We start from the raw sequence: 15,884 nt of genomic DNA, 5'->3' as shown, positions 1-15,884 counted from the left end.
CGCCAGCCCCGCGCGGCACCGTATCCGGACAGATTAACCGTAGATCGGGAATTCGGCGCAGAGTTTGGTCACCTTGTCGGCGACCGCCTTCTCGACCGCGCCATTGCCCTCGACACCGTTGGCGGCAAGGCCGTCCAGCACCTCGGCGATCAGGTCGCCGACATATTGGAATTCGGCGACGCCGAAGCCGCGGGTGGTGCCGGCCGGCGTGCCGAGACGGATGCCCGAGGTCACCATCGGCTTTTCCGGATCATAGGGAATGCCGTTCTTGTTGCAGGTGATCTGGGCCCGGTCCAGCGCCTTTTCGGCGATATTGCCGGTCAGCTTCTTCGGGCGCAGATCGACCAGCATCAGATGCGTATCGGTGCCGCCCGAGACGAGATCGAAGCCATGGCCCTTCAGCCGCTCGGCCAGCGCCTTGGCGTTTTCCACCACCTGGCGGGCATAGGTCTTGAATTCCGGCTGCAGCGCCTCGCCGAAGGCGACCGCCTTGGCGGCGATGACATGCATCAGCGGGCCGCCCTGAAGCCCCGGGAAGACCGCCGAATTGATCTTCTTGCCGAGGTCGGCATCGCGCGACAGTACCATGCCGCCGCGCGGGCCGCGCAGGGTCTTATGCGTGGTGGTGGTCACGACATGGGCATGCTCGATCGGGTTCGGATGGGCGCCGCCGGCGACGAGGCCGGCGAAATGCGCCATGTCGACCATGAAATAGGCGCCGATCTTGTCCGCGACCGCGCGGAACTTGGCGAAATCGATCTGGCGCGGATAGGCCGAGCCGCCGGCGATGATCAGCTTCGGCTTATGCTCCAGCGCCAGCGCCTCGACTTCGTCGTAGTCGATCTGGTGGGTGTCGGGCTTCACCGAATAGGGCACGGGCTTGAACCATTTGCCCGACTGGTTGGCGGGCGCGCCATGGGTCAGGTGACCGCCGGCGGCAAGGTTCAGGCCGAGGAACGTGTCGCCGGGCGACAGCAGGGCGAAGAACACCGCCTGGTTGGCCTGGGCGCCCGAATGGGGCTGGACGTTGGCATAGGTCGCGCCGAACAGCTGGCAGGCGCGCTCGATCGCCGCGGCTTCCGCCTTGTCCACTTCCTCGCAGCCGCCGTAGTAGCGCCGGCCCGGATAGCCCTCGGCATATTTATTGGTCAGCACCGAGCCCTGCGCTTCGAGCACGGCGCGGGAGACGATGTTCTCCGAGGCGATCAGCTCGATGAAATTCTGCTGGCGGTGCAGTTCGAGATCGATCGCATGGGCGAGCACGGGGTCGCGCTCGGCAAGGCTGCCGCCGAAGAACGGCGACGTGTTCGAAAGATTGGCGGCAGGAGTCGCGGTCATTGGCGGACCTCGCACTTAGTGTTCGAAAAGATTCAGCAGGACGAGCCGGCAGGCCCGCCCGCCGGCGGCGGACAGCTCAACTTGGAGACCCGGCCGGCATGACGGCCCCCTTCATAGGGCGTGTCCAGAAAGGCTGCAAGGCAGTCCCGCGCCACTTCCAGCCCGATCATGCGTGCCCCGAGGACCAGCACATTGGCATCATTGTGCTGGCGCGACAGCCGCGCGAGCAGGCCGTTGTGGCAGAGCGCGGCCCGGATCGCCGGATCCCGGTTGAGGGCGATGGAAATGCCGATGCCCGAACCGCAGATGGCGACACCGCGTTCCGCCCGCCCGTCCTTCACCGCCGCGGCCAGGGCATAGCCGTAATCGGGATAATCGACCGAGGCCGGGCCATTGGTGCCGAGATCCAGCACATCCAGGCCCCGAGCCTTCAGTTCGTCCGCCAGGAAGGATTTCAGGTCGACGCCGGCATGATCGGACGCCAGGGCAATGACAGTCACGGCGAAGCGCCTTCCGAAAGTGAAGCAGGGGCCGGAACTTACCAGATGTCGAGAGGCAATGCCATGCCGCACACTATGGGTACGGCATGGCTGCCATGCGGCGAAACGTCAGCCGCCCATCAGCGCCTTTTCCGCCGCCAGCACCTCGATGAAGGCCGGACGGGCCTGGATCACCGCCAGATAGCCGGCGAGCTTCGGGTATTTCGCCGCATCGACCTCGACCCCGGCATAGGCGAGGTTGACGAACTGGGCGCCGAGGGAAAGATCGGCGATCGAAACCGTCTGGCCGACCAGCAGGTTGTTCGCCTGGATCTGGGTCTCCAGATAGTCGAGGATCGGCGGCAGGCCTTCGCGCTCGGCCTTGTCGGCGGCGGCGTCATCGCCCTTCTGGCCCATGAAGCGGGGCGCCACCACCCGGTTCCAGAACAGGGCGCCGACCTGGGCGCCGACGATGGTGTCCGAGAATTCCTCGAACCAGATGGCGCGGGCGCGTTCCGCCGGATCGGCGGGCAGCACCGGCGTCTCGGGATATTTGGCGTCGAGATAGGTGACGATCGCGGTCGAGTCGCAGATCTTGAAGTCGCCGTCCGCAAACGCCGGGATCTTGCCGAAGGGGCTGAGCGCGCGGAAGGCCGGCGACTTGTCGCCCGGCATCACCATCTGATGCTCGAAGGCCAGGCCCTTTTCCTTCAAGGCGAGCAGCGCCTTGCGCACGAAGGGCGACAGAATGGCACCGTACAGAATCATGATTATCCTCCCTCGCCCTGTGGTTCAGGGTCCGGGCCGGACGATGACTCGTTCGGCTGGCGAAGGCCAGCCCCCCTGAGGGGCCGGCCTTCGCGCCGCTTACTTCTTCTCGGGCAGGGCGAGGCGGATCGAAAGCTCGCGCAGCTGTTTCGGCGTCACCTCGGCCGGCGCGCCCATCATCAGGTCTTCCGCCTTCTGGTTCATCGGGAAGACGATGACCTCGCGGATGTTCGGCTCGTCCGCCAGCAGCATGACCATGCGGTCGACACCCGGCGCGATGCCGCCGTGGGGCGGCGCGCCATAGCGGAAGGCGTTCAGCATGCCGCCGAAGCGGCGCTCGACCTCGTCCGCCGGATAGCCGGCGATCTCGAAGGCTTTCAGCATGATGTCCGGGCGATGGTTCCGGATCGCGCCCGACGACAGTTCGATGCCGTTGCAGACGATGTCGTACTGATAGGCGTTGATGGTCAGCGGATCCTGCGTCAGCAGCGCCTCCATGCCGCCCTGGGGCATCGAGAACGGGTTGTGCGAGAAGATGATCTTCTTCTCGTCCTCGTCATATTCGAACATCGGGAAGTCGACGATCCAGCAGAAGCGGAACACGCCCTGCTCGATCAGGCCAAGCTCGGTACCGATGCGGGTGCGGGCAAGGCCGGCCAGCTTGGCCGCGGGCAATTCCTTGTCGCAGGCGAAGAAGATGGCGTCGCCGTCCTTGAGGCCGGCGAGTTCCTTCAGTTGCGCCACGCGCTCGGGGCCGATGTTCTTGGCCACCGGGCCCTTGCCCGCCTCGCCCTCGAAAATGACATAGCCGAGGCCGGCCGCGCCTTCCGAGCGGGCCCAGTCGTTCAGCTTGTCGAAGAAGCTGCGCGGCTGGCTGCCGGCGCCGGGGGCCGGGATGCCGCGCACCACCGCGCCCTGCTCCACCGCCTTGGCGAAAATGCCGAAGCCCGAGCCGCGGAAGATTTCCGAGACGTCGACGATCTTCAGCGGGTTGCGCAGGTCCGGCTTGTCGTTGCCGTACCAGAGCATGGAATCGCGATAGGCGATATGCGGGAACGAGCCCTCGGCGATCGCCCTGGTCGAGAATTCGCGGAAGACGCCGGCGACCACCGGCTCGACCGCGGCGAAGACGTCGTCCTGGGTGACGAAGCTCATCTCGAGATCGAGCTGGTAGAATTCGCCGGGGCTGCGGTCGGCGCGGGCATCCTCGTCGCGGAAACAGGGGGCGATCTGGAAATAGCGGTCGAAGCCGGCGACCATCAGGAGCTGCTTGAACTGCTGCGGCGCCTGGGGCAGCGCGTAGAACTTGCCCGGGTGCATGCGGCTGGGGACCAGGAAGTCGCGGGCGCCCTCAGGCGACGACGCCGTCAGGATCGGCGTCTGGAATTCCATGAAGCCCTGCTCGATCATGCGCTGGCGAAGGGATGCGATCACCTTCGAGCGCAGGATGATGTTCTGGTGCAGCTTGTCCCGGCGCAGGTCCAGGAAGCGGTACTTCAGGCGGATGTCTTCCGGATAGTCGTGGTCGCCGAAGACCGGCATCGGCAATTCTTCCGCCGCCGACTGGACCGCGATCTCGGCGATGCGCACTTCGATGGCGCCGGTCGCGAGGTTCGGGTTCTCCGTGCCCTCGGCGCGCTTCACCACGCGGCCGGTGACGGTGACCACCGACTCGGCACGCAGCACCTCGACGGTCTTGAAGGCGGCGGCGCCCTCGTCGATCTCGATCACGCATTGGGTGATGCCGTAATGGTCGCGCAGGTCGACGAACAGCAGATTGCCGTGGTCGCGCTTGCGATGGACCCAGCCGGAAACCCGGACGGTCGACCCAATGTCGGCAGCGGTCAGCTGGCCGCAGGTATGCGTGCGATAGGCGTGCATGGTTTAACGACTCCGATGCGATCGCCGGGTTTTACGGTCGCGGGCGCGGCTTAGCAAGCCGGGCACTGCCCTTTAGCGGCTAAAATTCCGCCGCCCGATCGCCGATATATCGGCCCTTTTCGTAAAAATCGCCGCAGGCCATGGCCGCTAGCGCATTTCGCGGAGAAATTTGCTAACAAGCGAAACAGTGCCGACCCTGTACCGCTGGAACCGATTTTGACCGATCAGCCCTTGTCGATCGCCCCCTCGCCCGAGATCGCCGGCAGCGAAATGCGCCCGGCCCGCGGGATCGATGCGCCGGTCTGGCTGCGCGACCTCTGGTACATGGCGCTGCCGGGCCGCGGCCTGAAGCCGGGCCGCATGCAGGCGAAGACCATCCTGGGCGAGCCCGTGCTCTTCGCCCGCGACGCGGACGGCAAGGTCTTCGCGCTGCGCGACCTCTGCCCCCACCGGGGCATTCCGCTGTCCTGCGGCCGGTTCGACGGCCGGGAAGTCGAATGCTGCTATCACGGCTGGCGTTTCGACGGCACGGGGACCTGCACCGCGATTCCGGCCCTGACCGCCGACCAGGCGGTGCGGATCGACCGCATCAAGGTGCGCCGCTACCCGGTCGCCGAACAGCACGGGCTGGTCTGGATCTTCATCGGCGACGAGGCGGCGGCGGCGGCGACGCCGGTGCCGGACGTGCCCGGCTTCGCCCCCGATGCCCGCCCCTCGCATATCGAGACGATGGTCTTCCCCTGCCCGCTCGACGATGCGGTGGTCGGCCTGATGGATCCCGCCCATGGGCCCTATGTCCACCGCTCCTGGTGGTGGCGGACCAAAGCCTCCATGCATGAGAAGGCCAAAGCCTTCGCCCCCTCCGCGCTCGGCTTCACCATGGTGCGCCATGCGCCGTCGAGCAACTCCTTCGCCTACCGGCTCCTCGGCGGCAAGCCGGAGACGGAGATCGCCTTCCGCCTGCCCGGCGTCCGGACCGAGGAGATCACGGTCGGCCGGCACCGTTTCGCCGGCATCACCACGATCACGCCGCTGACCCCGACCAGTTGCGAGATCACCCAGACCATGTATTGGACCATGCCCTGGATCACCCTGCTGAAGCCGGTGCTGCGCCATTTCGCGCGCACCTTCCTGAAGCAGGACGGCGCCGTCGTCACCATGCAGCAGGCGGGCCTTGCCCATAATCCCTCGCTGATGCTGCTCGAAGACGCCGATACCCAGGCCAAGTGGTACTATCTCCTGAAGAAGGAATTCGCCCGCGCCAAGGCGGAAGGGCGTGACTTCAAGAATCCGGTCAAAGCGCGGGTGCTGCGCTGGCGTTCCTGATATCCACAATCAGGAACGCCTTATAATGTATTGAAGGGACGAACGATTTTCCGATGCCCAAGGGCTTTATCCACATCACCGACAGCGCCGCGCTGACCGCCCTCGTCGATCGCTTGAAAACCGCCGACTATGTCACGGTCGATACTGAGTTCCTGCGCGACAATTCCTACTGGCCGAAACTGTGCCTGGTGCAGGTCGCCGGCCCCGACGTCGCGGCGATCATCGATCCTTTGGCGCCCCTGATCGACCTTCAGCCCCTGCTCGACCTGATGGTCGACCCCAAGGTCCTGAAGGTGTTCCATGCCGCCCGCCAGGATATCGAGATTTTCCTGCGCCTGTCCGGCCGGATTCCGGAACCCCTGTTCGATACCCAGGTGGCGGCCATGGTCTGCGGCTATGGCGACAGCGTGTCCTACGAGACCCTGGTGGCCAAGATCGCCCGCGCCGCCCTTGACAAATCGTCGCGCTTCACCGACTGGACCCGCCGCCCGCTGACCGAGCGGCAATTGCAATATGCCATCGGCGACGTCACCCACCTGCGCAAAGTCTATGAGACCCTTTGGGCGGAACTGGAACGCAGCGACCGCACCGAATGGCTGAACGACGAGATGGCGGTCCTGATGGACCCCGCGACCTATATCGTCGAGCCGGAACAAGCCTGGCAGCGGATCAAGACCCGGACCACCAACCGCCGCTTCCTGGCCGTCCTGCGCGAGGTCACGGCCTGGCGCGAACTCGAGGCCCGGGCCCGCGACCTGCCGCGCGGCCGCATGCTGAAGGACGACGCCCTGCTGGAACTGGCGGCCCACCCGCCCGCCTCGATCGAGGAAATGAAGCAGTCGCGCGGCGTGCCCAAGGGTTTTGCCGACGGCAAGCTCGGCCCCTCGTTGCTCGAAGCCGTGCTGCGCGGCCTGAACTGTCCGGACAGTGACCTGCCGGAGCCGGAGAAGACGGTCGAGCCGCCGCGCGGCGTCGGGCCGCTGGTCGAGCTTCTCAAGGTCATGCTGAAACTTCAGTGCGAGGACCATGGCGTCGCCCAGAAACTGGTCGCCAATACCGCCGATCTCGAACAGATCGCGGGCGACGATGCGGCCGATGTCCCGGCCCTGCGCGGCTGGCGGCGCGAAGTCTTCGGCGAGCAGGCCCTGGCCCTGAAGCACGGCAAGCTGGCGCTGGCCGCCGAGGGGCGGCGCATCCGCCTGATCCGGCTGGGAAAAGAGGCTTAGGTCCGCAGGGCCGCTGAACAGGGGGGGCGATGACGGCGCTGATCATGATCGGGGCGGCCGTGTTGCCGTCCCTGATCTTGCTGGTCTATTTCATCTTCGGGGACCGCTTTCCGGAACCGCTCGGCGGCATTCTCGGGACGTTCTTCTTCGGCGTGCTCACGGTCATTCCCGTCCTCGTCTTTGCCGCCCCCCTGACCGAGGTCCTGCAGCCGGACCTTCTCGCCCCGATCGCCCGCGCCGCGACCGAGGGCTTCATCCTGGCCGCGATCCCGGAGGAAGCGTTCAAACTGGCGGTTCTGGTCGCTTTCGCCCGCAACCTCAAAGCATTCGACGAACCGATGGACGGGCTCGTCTACGGCGTCGTCGCCTCGCTCGGCTTCGCCACCCTCGAAAACATCGCCTATGTCATCGGCAGCGGCGACGGCTGGCTGAGCATCGCCATCCTGCGCGCCCTCACCGCGGTGCCGGCTCATGCCACCTTCGGCGCCATCATGGGCTTCTATATCGCCCGCGCCCATTTCGAGCCGGCGCGGCGCCGCTCGATGCTCTTCGCCGCCTATCTGGTGCCCATGGTCCTGCATGGGCTCTATGACCTCGGCCTGCTGGCCACGTCCTATTCGGGCGATATCGCCTGGATCGTGCTCGGCCTCGGTACGCTGATCATTGCCGTGGTCTGGGCGCTTCGCCTGCAACGGCGCCTGCGGCGCGAGCAGCAGGCGATGCTGGCAGGCACGGCGGCGGCAAGCCTCGCCGCCGGCCCGCACGAGCTGCGGGGCTAGGCTGGCCGTTCCACCCGGGTGGCGCGGCCGAGCAGGCGGCCGATGGTGGCCAGCCGGCGCTGCACCACTTCGCCGTCGAGATCGGCATGGCGCGGCGCGAGGGTCAGGACCAGGGCCTCGTCCCGGAACTCCAGGGGGCATTCGTGCAGCACGCCGGGCGTGCCGCCGGTCAGCACATGGCCGAGGCGGAAGGCGCTGCCCATGACCTGGGCGCGCAGGACCTGGCGCTCGTCCAGCACGGCGGAAGCCTGGCGGCAGGCGCCCGCCTCCGGATCGCCGTCGTAGCGGGCATAGATCGCCAGCGCCACCTGGGCCCGGCCCTGGTGATCGATGCCGACGAAGGGCCCGCGCAGGATCTCGAACAGGCTCTGCTGGGCGCGATAGTCGGGATGGCCGCGCCAGCCGATATCGGACAGGTGGCAGGCAGCCCGGCGCAGCCGTGCCTCCGCCGGGCTTTCCCCGGCGAAGAGGTCTTCCGTCCAGCGCGCCATCTCGTCGCCGTGTTCGGCGAAGCGGCCCATGCGGGCGCCCACTTCGCAGGCGGTCTCGATCAGGGGATCGAGCACCCGCTCGCGCGAGGGCAGCCGGCTGTAGAGCAGGCCCTCGCGGAGGCCATAGGACGAGAAGACGACATCGCGCGGCTTGGCCGCCTTCAGCACCCGGTCGAGGATCAGCGCGGCCAGGGGCAGCGTGTCCAGGCGCCGGCGCGACAGGCCCGAGATGCGCTCCAGGCTCTCGCGCGAGAGATTGGCGATCACCCGGGACAGGTCGCGGACATCGCCGCGCTGGATGCGGTAGTGATGCAGCACGCGCAAGGGATAGGAACATTGCGCCATATGGATCTTGGCCAGCGCCCGCCACGCCCCGCCGACGGCATAGAAACTGCGCCCCCGCACCTGGTCGAGCCAGGGCAGGCCGGCCAGGGCCTGGTCGATGATCTCGGTCGCCTTGGCGCGGTCGCCCTGGGCGGCTTCCATCAGGCGCAAGGGGCCGAGCGGCATGGTCGCCTGCGCCCCCACCTGCCCCTTGCCGACCAATACGACTTCGAGACTGCCGCCGCCGAGATCGCCGACGAGGCCATCGGCATCGGGAATCGCCGAGAGCACGCCCTCGGCCGAGAAATAGGCTTCTTCCTGGCCCGAGAGCACACGAACCGGCATGCCCGCGATCTCGCTGGCGCGGGTGACGAAATCGGGCCCGTCGCTGGCATCGCGGACCGCGGCCGTGGCGACGATATCGAGATGGCTGACCCCCATCACCCGGGACAGCGCGGTGAAGCGCTCCAGGGCGGCATAGGCCGATTTCAGGCCATCCTCGTCCAGCCGCCCGGTCGAGCCCAGGCGCCGGCCGAGACCGGCCAGGACTTTTTCGTTGAACATGGCGGCAGGGTTGCGCCCGCCGCCTTCATAGACCACCAGACGAACGGAGTTGGAGCCGATATCGACGACCCCGACCCGTCCGCCATGTTTTCCGCGTGTTCGCTGCGTTGCTGCCTCGGCAATACTCATCACGATCCAGGCTATCAGGTATCCAGCACCAGACGCGGTGCCTGGCCGGTCTTAAGCGCCTTGCCACGCCCCGACAAGCTCGGATTGGTCATGAAGTAATTGTGCGCCGAAAAGCCGCCGTCCTTGACGGTAACGCGGGCGAAGGAGCCGTCCGACTTCAGCACCCAGGACTGCGCCTCGTCCTTCAGATTCGCGATCATGATCTGGTCGAGGATCTGGGCATGTACGGTCGGATTGAGGATCGGCACCAGGGTCTCGACGCGCCGGTCGAGGTTACGGGGCATCCAGTCGGCCGACGAGATGAAGACCTTGGTGTGTTCCGACGGGATGTCGTGGCCGGCGCCGAAGCAGACGATGCGCGAATGTTCGAGGAAGCGGCCGACGATCGACTTCACCTCGATATTCTCGGACAGGCCGGGCACACCGGGACGCAGGCAGCAGATGCCGCGCACGATCAGCTCGATCTTCACCCCGGCCTGGGAGGCACGGTAGAGCGCGTCGATGATGGTCGGATCGACCACGCTGTTCATCTTGGCCCAGACATGGGCCGGGCGGCCGGCGCGGGCGTGCTCGATCTCTTCGTCGATCAGGCGCATCAAGGTCGGGCGCAGCGTATCGGGCGAGGCGGAGAGCTTCACCAGCAGTTCCGGCCGGGCATAGCCGGTCAGGAAGTTGAACAGATAGGCGGCGTCGCGGCCCAGCACCGGATCGGCGGTGAAATAGGACAGGTCGGTATAGATGCGCGCCGTGATCGGGTGATAGTTGCCGGTGCCGAAATGGGTATAGGTCACCAGCTGCCCCGCCTCGCGCCGGACGACGAGGCTGATCTTGGCGTGGGTCTTCAGTTCGAGGAAGCCGTAGACGACCTGGACGCCGGCACGTTCGAGGTCGCGCGCCCATTTGATGTTGGCGGCTTCGTCGAAACGGGCCTTCAGCTCGACCAGGGCGGTCACCACCTTGCCCGCTTCCGCCGCCTCGACCAGCGCCTTGACGATCGGGCTGTCGTTCGAGGTGCGGTAGAGGGTCTGCTTTATCGCGACCACCGCAGGATCCTGCGCAGCCTGGCGCAGAAACTGGACCACCACGTCGAAGGATTCGTAAGGATGGTGGACGACGATGTCCTTGGTCCGGATGGCGGCGAAGCAGTCGCCGCCGAAATCGCGGATTCGTTCGGGAAATCGGGGGTTATAGGGCTGAAACTTCAGGTCCGGCCGATCGTCGGTGATCAGCTGCTTGGTGTCGGCAAGGCCGAGGATGCCGTCGACCACGACGACGTCGGCCGGCGAGGCTTCCAGTTCCTCGACCACGAAGCGGCGCAGGTCCTCGGGCATGGAGGATTCGAGCTTCAGGCGGATGACCACGCCCTTGCGCCGGCGCTTCAGGGCCGATTCGAACAGGCGGACCAGATCCTCCGCCTCTTCCTCGATTTCCATGTCGCTGTCGCGGATCAGGCGGAACTGGCCCTTGGCGATCAGCTCGTAGTTCGGGAACAGGCGGTCGAGGAACAGGCCGACGACGTGTTCGAGGGCGATGAAGCGGACTTCGTCGCCCGGCAGGCGGATGAACCGCTCGATCTGGCTGGGCAGCGGCAGCAGGGCCTTCATCGCCTGCCCGTCCGACTTCCGCTTGAACTGCATGACGATCGCCAGCGACAGGTTCGGCAGGAAGGGGAACGGATGGGCCGGGTCGATGGCCAGCGGCGTCAGCACCGGGAAGATATAGTCGAGGAAGCGGTTGGACAGGAACGCCCGGTCCTCGGCGTTCAACTCGTCCGGCTGGGCCACCAGGATGCCGGCGGTGCGCAATTCCCGGGTCAGGTCGATCCAGCAGCGCTGCTGGTCGTCCATCAGCTTGCCGGCCATGGCGTTGATCGCGGCCAGCTGCTGGGCCGGGGTCAGGCCGTCATAGCTCTGCGTCTCGATGCCCGCACGGACCTGCCCGCGCAGGCCGGCGACGCGCACCATGTAGAATTCATCGAGATTGTTGGCCGAGATCGAGAGGAAGCGCAGCCGTTCCAGCAGGGGGTGCTTGACGTTCCACGCCTCTTCCAGCACCCGGTTGTTGAAGGCAAGCCACGACAGTTCGCGGTTGATGAAACGGTCCGGGTTGGTCAGGGCGATTTCCGGGCCCCCCGGCGCGTCCTGTTCGGCGGTCTTGCCGGCTTCGGTCGCAGGTTTCAGGGCGCTTTCGGTCACGGTTCGCTCCTCAGTGGACTAAATATTACCTGCAGGCACGCTACATTAACAAAATGACACTGTCATGGCGGCGCAATATCGAAAGGAATTTGTCATAAAACGGTAACATCCGACTCCGCCTCGGCGAAGGCGGTGACGACGCGGCGGAACAGCCCCGGCCCCAGGCGCCCGCCGGCGGCCAGCGACTCCCGGTCCAGCGCCGCGACCAGGGCGCGGGCGGCGGCGGGGGTCCGGCCGATGCGGCTGACCGCCCAGTCGAGCAGGCGGGCCTCGACGCTCAATTGCCGGTCGGCGAGCAGCTTGGCGATCAGGGCGGTCAGCACCGCCTCGTCGGGCAGGCCGAGGGCGGCGACCGGCACGGCGCCCAGGCGCGAGCGAAGATCCGGCAAGGCCAGCGGCCAGCGCGCCGGCGCGGCCCGGGCGGTCAGCAGCAGGCTGCCCCCCTCCTCCCGCGTCAGGTTGATCAGGTGGAACAGGGCTTCCTCGTCGGCGATGTCGTCGGCCGATTCGATCAGGACAGGGCCTGCGGCCAGCGCGGGCACGAGGTCGCTGGTCAAGGCCGTCGGATCGAGGCGCCGGGCCCCCACCTCGTCGGCCCAGACGGTGGAGAGATGGGTCTTGCCCGAGGCCGGCGGCCCGACCAGGGCCAGCACCCGGCCCGGCCAGTCGGGCCAGCGGCGCAGCCAGCCGACCGCGGTCTCGTTGCCGGCGTGAACGATCAGGTCGTCCCGGCCGAGCGCGGTCCGATGAGGCAGGTCCAGGGGCAGCTGGGCGGCCGGGGGCCGGTCAGGCGCCACCACCGCCCTCGCCCCTGCCGTTGTAGAAGCCGCTTTCCAGATAGCGGCCGAGCGCGAACCGCACCAGGACGCCGATCGCCGCCGCCGCCGGCACCGCGACCAGCACGCCCAGAAAGCCGAACAGGGCCCCGCCGGCCAGCAGGGCGAATATGATCCAGAGATCGTGCAGGCCGACGCTGCGCCCGACCAGCCAGGGCTGGACGAAAGTCCCCTCCAGCCCCTGCACGAAGAGATAGACGCCGAAGACGACGCCGAGCCGCGTCCAGTCGAGGCCGAATTCCCCGGCCCCGATCATCAGCGCCAGCGACAGGCCGACCAGCCCGCCGACATAGGGAATGAAGGCGAGGAAACCGGCGATCAGGCCGATGATCAGCCCGAAGTTGAGCCCGGCCGCGGTCCAGCCGATGGCATAGAGCGCGCCGGAAATCAGGCAGACCGCCAGCTGGCCGCGGACGAAGCCGGCCAGCGCCTGGTCGATCAGCCGGGCCTGTTCGCGGATCACCGGGGCGTGCTGGCGCGGCAGCCAGGAATCGACCGCGGCCATGATCTTTTCCCAGTCCCGCAGGAGGTAGAAGACGACGACCGGGGTGATCAGCATGATCGAGATGAAATCGACCACGACGAGGCCGCCGGACCAGATCCGGGAAATCAGGTCGCCGGCGAAGGTGACCGCGCTCTTGCCGACCTCGTTCAGGCCGGTGGAGACGGCGGTGCGCTGCTGGCGGGTGAGTTCCGACATGATGGTGTCGAACAATTGGCGGCCCGCGGCCTGGGCCTTGTCGATCAGGTCCGGCAAGGCCTGGCCGAGGGCGATCACCTGGTCCCTGATCAGCGGAAACAGGGCGCCGAGGACGATCAGCAGCACCAGCACGGCGCCGGCCATGATCAGGGCGGTGCCCAGCGTCCGCCCGATGCCGCGCCGCTCCATCCAGTCGACCACGGGATCGAGCAGATAGGCGATGGCCATGCCGACGACGAAGGGCAGCAGCACCGGGGCCAGCGCCCACAGCGTCAGCCCGAAGAGAACGACCGCCCCGAACCAGAACAGGGCATAGCGCCGCGCGCTCACCGTCCGGCCTCAAGGTCGGCGATGCCGTTCAGCCAGATGACGAGATAGCGGTAAAGGGAGAGCAGCACGGTCACGGTCACCGACCAGATCAGGATCCAGGTCACCGTATCGGCAACCGGTGAAAAATCGAAGGCGAAATGCGCCAGCACCCAGACCACCAGCCCGATCTGCACCACCGTGTTCAGCTTGGAGACCGGCGCCGGCCGGATCTCGACCGCATGGCCCAGCATGCCCGAGAGCAGGATCGCGCCGATGATCAGAAGATCGCGGCTCACCACCATCAGGACCAGCCAGCTCGGCAGATGGCCCTGCCAGCCCAGCGTCGCATAGATCGAGACCAGCAGCGCCTTGTCCGCGATGGGGTCGAGATAGCGGCCGAGCGCCGTCGCCATGCCCCAATGCTTGGCCAGATAGCCGTCGATCCCGTCCGAAACCCCGGCCGCGACGAAAAGCCAGAAGGCGGTCGCGTGATTCTGGCTGAGCAGCAGCCAGACAATGAAAGGCACCGCGATCAGCCGGCCGATGGTGATCAGGTTGGCAAGGTTCACCATGGGCGCCCGCCCGGCGGCATGGGCCGCATCCTACTGGAACAGGAGATCCGGCGGCGGCGCGGCGGCGGCCGGCGCCGGCGGGATCAGCGGCGATTGGCCGATGGCGCCGAGGCCGGTGCTGTCCGGGACCGGGCCGCCCGGGGCCGGCAGGCCGAGACCGCCGCCCATCCCCGTCCCGACGCCGACGCCGGTGCGCAACTCCCATCCTTCCGCCGTCATCTCCAGGGCGATGCCGCGCTGGGCCAGCGCCGCGCGCAGGCTGGCCGGATCGCCCTGATAGGTGATCGCCACCCGCGCCTCGCCCACCAGCAGGCGGCGAACCTCGAGCCGGCGCACCGCCGGCGTCGATTCGACCGTCGACTTCAGGTCGCGCCAGCCCCGGAGGTCGGCGAAGCGCGCCTTGGCATCCAGGCTGAGGGTGGGCCCCGCCGGAATGGCGTTCAGGTTGCGGTAGCGGTCCTGAATGGCGCCGGCGACCGCCGCCACCGCGGCATCGAAACCGTCAGCCGGGAAACTGCCGCTATAGAACGGCGCCTGCCCGGGGTCGGCGGCGGAAACCGACAGGCCGCTCACCGTCGCCATCGCCGTGGCGACGAAGGCCCCCGCCGCCTCATAGTGCTGGGCGATCAGGGCCAGCGCGCCGGCGTCGACGGCCTGGGCCGCCTGGGGCGTCACCGCCTGCAAATCCTGAAGATCGCCGAGGGGCACGACCAGGCGCTGCGGATCGGTGGCGCCGTTCCGCCGGGCCCAGGCGTCGCGCCAGGGATTGTCGCCCTCCCACAGGGCGACGGCGCCATCGGCCGCGACCAGCAGCGGCACCACCACCAGGGGCTTGCCCGCCGCCTCGACATAGGCGATGCCCGAACCCGCCAGCAGCCGGTCCACCGCCTCGCGCCGGAATTCGACCGAAATCGTCGCGGTATAGGAGGTGGCGGAGGTTTTTTCCTGCTGCACTTCGAAACCCTGCATGGTTTCGAACACCAGCCGGTCGCTGGTGCGCGGCAACTGTCCCTCGGTCCCCGGGGCGGCCAGGCGCTTCAGCAGGGTTTCCAACGCCTCGCGCTGCGCCTTCGAGAGTGCCTGGTCCCGCGCGGTCAGCGGATCGGCGGCCGTCGCCTGGGCCTGGACCCCCTCGACCCGATAGGTTTCCGCGGCCCATGCCGGCACGGCGGCGGCAAGCAGCAGGACGAGGCCGGCAACAACGAGGCGGGGCAGCGCGCGGAGAGAAGAAGACATGACCGGCCTGACGCTAGGGGGAGGTCAGGCGACTATAGCTCTTAAGGCCGTCATCTCAAGGCGAACCCAGCAGGTCGGCGACACGGCGGCGCAACTCGGGGATGACATCCTGTTCGAACCAGGGGTTTTTCCGCAGCCACAGATTGTTCCGCGGCGATGGATGCGGCAGGGGCAGAAGCGCCGGCAGGAACTCGCGGAAACGCCGGACCGTGGCGCCCAGCGTCGCCTCCCGCCGCTCCCCCAGGTGCCAGGCCTGGGCATAGGCGCCGATCGCCAGGGTCAGTTCGATCCGGGGCAGGCCGTCCAGCAGGCGCCGGCGCCACAGCGGCGCGCATTCCGGCCGCGGCGGCAGGTCGCCCTGCTTCGGCGCCGTGCCCGGATAGCAGAAACCCATGGGCAGGATGGCGATTCGCGCCTCGTCGTAGAATGTCGCGCGGTCGATGCCCAGCCAGTCGCGCAGGCGATCGCCGGAGGGATCGTTGAACGGAATGCCGGTCTCGTGGACGCGCCGCCCCGGCGCCTGGCCGACGATCAGCAGGCGGGCCCCGGGCCGGCCGCGGACCACGGGCCGGGGGCCGGCCGGCAGGTCGGCGGCGCACAGGCGGCAAGCGCGGATTTCCGCCAGAAGATCGTCGAATGCCTGTTCCGTTCCGGACCTTTTCATGGCCTTTTCCCCTGCCCCGACCTTGAGAATGGCGCGGTTTCCAGTATGGTCCCCGCATTCGGGCCGC

14 protein-coding genes are annotated in these 15,884 nt (G+C 67.5%); 3 read left to right on the top strand and 11 right to left on the bottom strand.

Annotated elements, in window-relative coordinates; translation table 11 throughout:
* Positions 1-33 precede the first annotated feature (33 nt).
* The 4 genes from glyA to aspS all read right to left on the bottom strand — a co-directional run bounded on the left by glyA (position 34) and on the right by aspS (position 4,466).
* Complete coding sequence (glyA, locus tag DKG75_RS03845; RefSeq protein ID WP_109919738.1) at positions 34-1,338, bottom strand: serine hydroxymethyltransferase; 1,305 nt, start codon at positions 1,336-1,338, stop codon at positions 34-36.
* A 32-nt stretch (positions 1,339-1,370) separates the two neighbouring features.
* Positions 1,371-1,838 carry a ribose 5-phosphate isomerase B gene (rpiB, locus tag DKG75_RS03840; RefSeq protein WP_109919737.1) on the bottom strand — a complete coding sequence of 156 codons (468 nt, stop codon included), beginning with the start codon at positions 1,836-1,838 and terminating at the stop codon, positions 1,371-1,373.
* 108 nt (positions 1,839-1,946) lie between these two features.
* Positions 1,947-2,585 carry a glutathione S-transferase family protein gene (locus tag DKG75_RS03835; protein ID WP_109919736.1) on the bottom strand — a complete coding sequence of 213 codons (639 nt, stop codon included), beginning with the start codon at positions 2,583-2,585 and terminating at the stop codon, positions 1,947-1,949.
* A 99-nt stretch (positions 2,586-2,684) separates the two neighbouring features.
* Positions 2,685-4,466 carry an aspartate--tRNA ligase gene (gene aspS, locus DKG75_RS03830; protein ID WP_109919735.1) on the bottom strand — a complete coding sequence of 594 codons (1,782 nt, stop codon included), beginning with the start codon at positions 4,464-4,466 and terminating at the stop codon, positions 2,685-2,687.
* Between the two features lie 216 nt (positions 4,467-4,682).
* On the opposite strand from aspS, the gene DKG75_RS03825 reads away from it, so the two are divergent.
* The 3 genes from DKG75_RS03825 to DKG75_RS03815 are packed head-to-tail and all read left to right on the top strand — an operon-like array spanning position 4,683 to position 7,797.
* Positions 4,683-5,792, top strand: a complete 1,110-nt coding sequence (locus tag DKG75_RS03825; protein ID WP_243746431.1) for an aromatic ring-hydroxylating oxygenase subunit alpha — start codon at positions 4,683-4,685, stop codon at positions 5,790-5,792.
* A 53-nt stretch (positions 5,793-5,845) separates the two neighbouring features.
* Complete coding sequence (gene rnd / locus DKG75_RS03820) at positions 5,846-7,018, top strand: ribonuclease D (RefSeq protein WP_109919734.1); 1,173 nt, start codon at positions 5,846-5,848, stop codon at positions 7,016-7,018.
* A 29-nt stretch (positions 7,019-7,047) separates the two neighbouring features.
* Positions 7,048-7,797, top strand: a complete 750-nt coding sequence (locus DKG75_RS03815; RefSeq protein ID WP_109919733.1) for a PrsW family intramembrane metalloprotease — start codon at positions 7,048-7,050, stop codon at positions 7,795-7,797.
* On the opposite strand, the gene ppx is transcribed toward DKG75_RS03815, so the two are convergent.
* The 7 genes from ppx to DKG75_RS03780 form a co-directional block, all read right to left on the bottom strand.
* Positions 7,794-9,305, bottom strand: coding sequence for an exopolyphosphatase (gene ppx, locus DKG75_RS03810; protein WP_109919732.1), 1,512 nt, complete (start codon positions 9,303-9,305; stop codon positions 7,794-7,796). The two genes, DKG75_RS03815 and ppx, sit on opposite strands and share 4 nt — an antisense overlap.
* A 14-nt stretch (positions 9,306-9,319) precedes the next feature.
* Positions 9,320-11,425 (bottom strand): RNA degradosome polyphosphate kinase, encoded by a 2,106-nt coding sequence (locus DKG75_RS03805; protein WP_243746455.1) that lies wholly within the window; start codon positions 11,423-11,425, stop codon positions 9,320-9,322.
* A 167-nt stretch (positions 11,426-11,592) separates the two neighbouring features.
* A complete protein-coding gene (locus tag DKG75_RS03800; RefSeq protein WP_133636753.1) occupies positions 11,593-12,297 on the bottom strand; it encodes a P-loop NTPase family protein in 705 nt (234 codons plus the stop codon).
* The gene (locus DKG75_RS03795; RefSeq protein ID WP_109919730.1) at positions 12,287-13,366 is read right to left on the bottom strand and encodes an AI-2E family transporter; all 1,080 of its coding nucleotides are present in this window, start codon (positions 13,364-13,366) and stop codon (positions 12,287-12,289) included. Before DKG75_RS03795 ends, DKG75_RS03800 begins: the two co-directional genes overlap by 11 nt.
* Positions 13,363-13,917 carry a CDP-alcohol phosphatidyltransferase family protein gene (locus tag DKG75_RS03790; RefSeq protein WP_208111934.1) on the bottom strand — a complete coding sequence of 185 codons (555 nt, stop codon included), beginning with the start codon at positions 13,915-13,917 and terminating at the stop codon, positions 13,363-13,365. The genes DKG75_RS03795 and DKG75_RS03790 overlap by 4 nt, the downstream gene beginning before the upstream one ends.
* A 30-nt stretch (positions 13,918-13,947) precedes the next feature.
* Positions 13,948-15,153, bottom strand: coding sequence for a DUF2066 domain-containing protein (locus tag DKG75_RS03785; protein WP_109919729.1), 1,206 nt, complete (start codon positions 15,151-15,153; stop codon positions 13,948-13,950).
* Between the two features lie 55 nt (positions 15,154-15,208).
* Entirely contained in the window at positions 15,209-15,817 is a 609-nt protein-coding gene (locus DKG75_RS03780) for a uracil-DNA glycosylase family protein (protein WP_109919728.1), read from the bottom strand.
* Positions 15,818-15,884: the final 67 nt, after the last annotated feature.

Origin of the sequence: Zavarzinia compransoris (genome assembly GCF_003173055.1) — a bacterium.
Classification (GTDB): Bacteria; Pseudomonadota; Alphaproteobacteria; order Zavarziniales; family Zavarziniaceae; genus Zavarzinia; species Zavarzinia compransoris.
This window is presented reverse-complemented; position numbering and strand designations above follow the sequence as displayed.

Excerpts from the sequence above, each read along its gene's own strand:
- DKG75_RS03815 (WP_109919733.1), top strand. The coding sequence starts at position 7,048 with ATGACGGCGCTGATCATGATCGGGGCGGCCGTGTTGCCGTCCCTGATC.
- DKG75_RS03835 (WP_109919736.1), bottom strand. The coding sequence starts at position 2,585 with ATGATTCTGTACGGTGCCATTCTGTCGCCCTTCGTGCGCAAGGCGCTG.
- DKG75_RS03785 (WP_109919729.1), bottom strand. The coding sequence starts at position 15,153 with ATGTCTTCTTCTCTCCGCGCGCTGCCCCGCCTCGTTGTTGCCGGCCTC.
- DKG75_RS03790 (WP_208111934.1), bottom strand. The coding sequence starts at position 13,917 with ATGGTGAACCTTGCCAACCTGATCACCATCGGCCGGCTGATCGCGGTG.
- ppx (WP_109919732.1), bottom strand. The coding sequence starts at position 9,305 with ATGAGTATTGCCGAGGCAGCAACGCAGCGAACACGCGGAAAACATGGC.
- rnd (WP_109919734.1), top strand. The coding sequence starts at position 5,846 with ATGCCCAAGGGCTTTATCCACATCACCGACAGCGCCGCGCTGACCGCC.
- glyA (WP_109919738.1), bottom strand. The coding sequence starts at position 1,338 with ATGACCGCGACTCCTGCCGCCAATCTTTCGAACACGTCGCCGTTCTTC.
- DKG75_RS03780 (WP_109919728.1), bottom strand. The coding sequence starts at position 15,817 with ATGAAAAGGTCCGGAACGGAACAGGCATTCGACGATCTTCTGGCGGAA.
- aspS (WP_109919735.1), bottom strand. The coding sequence starts at position 4,466 with ATGCACGCCTATCGCACGCATACCTGCGGCCAGCTGACCGCTGCCGAC.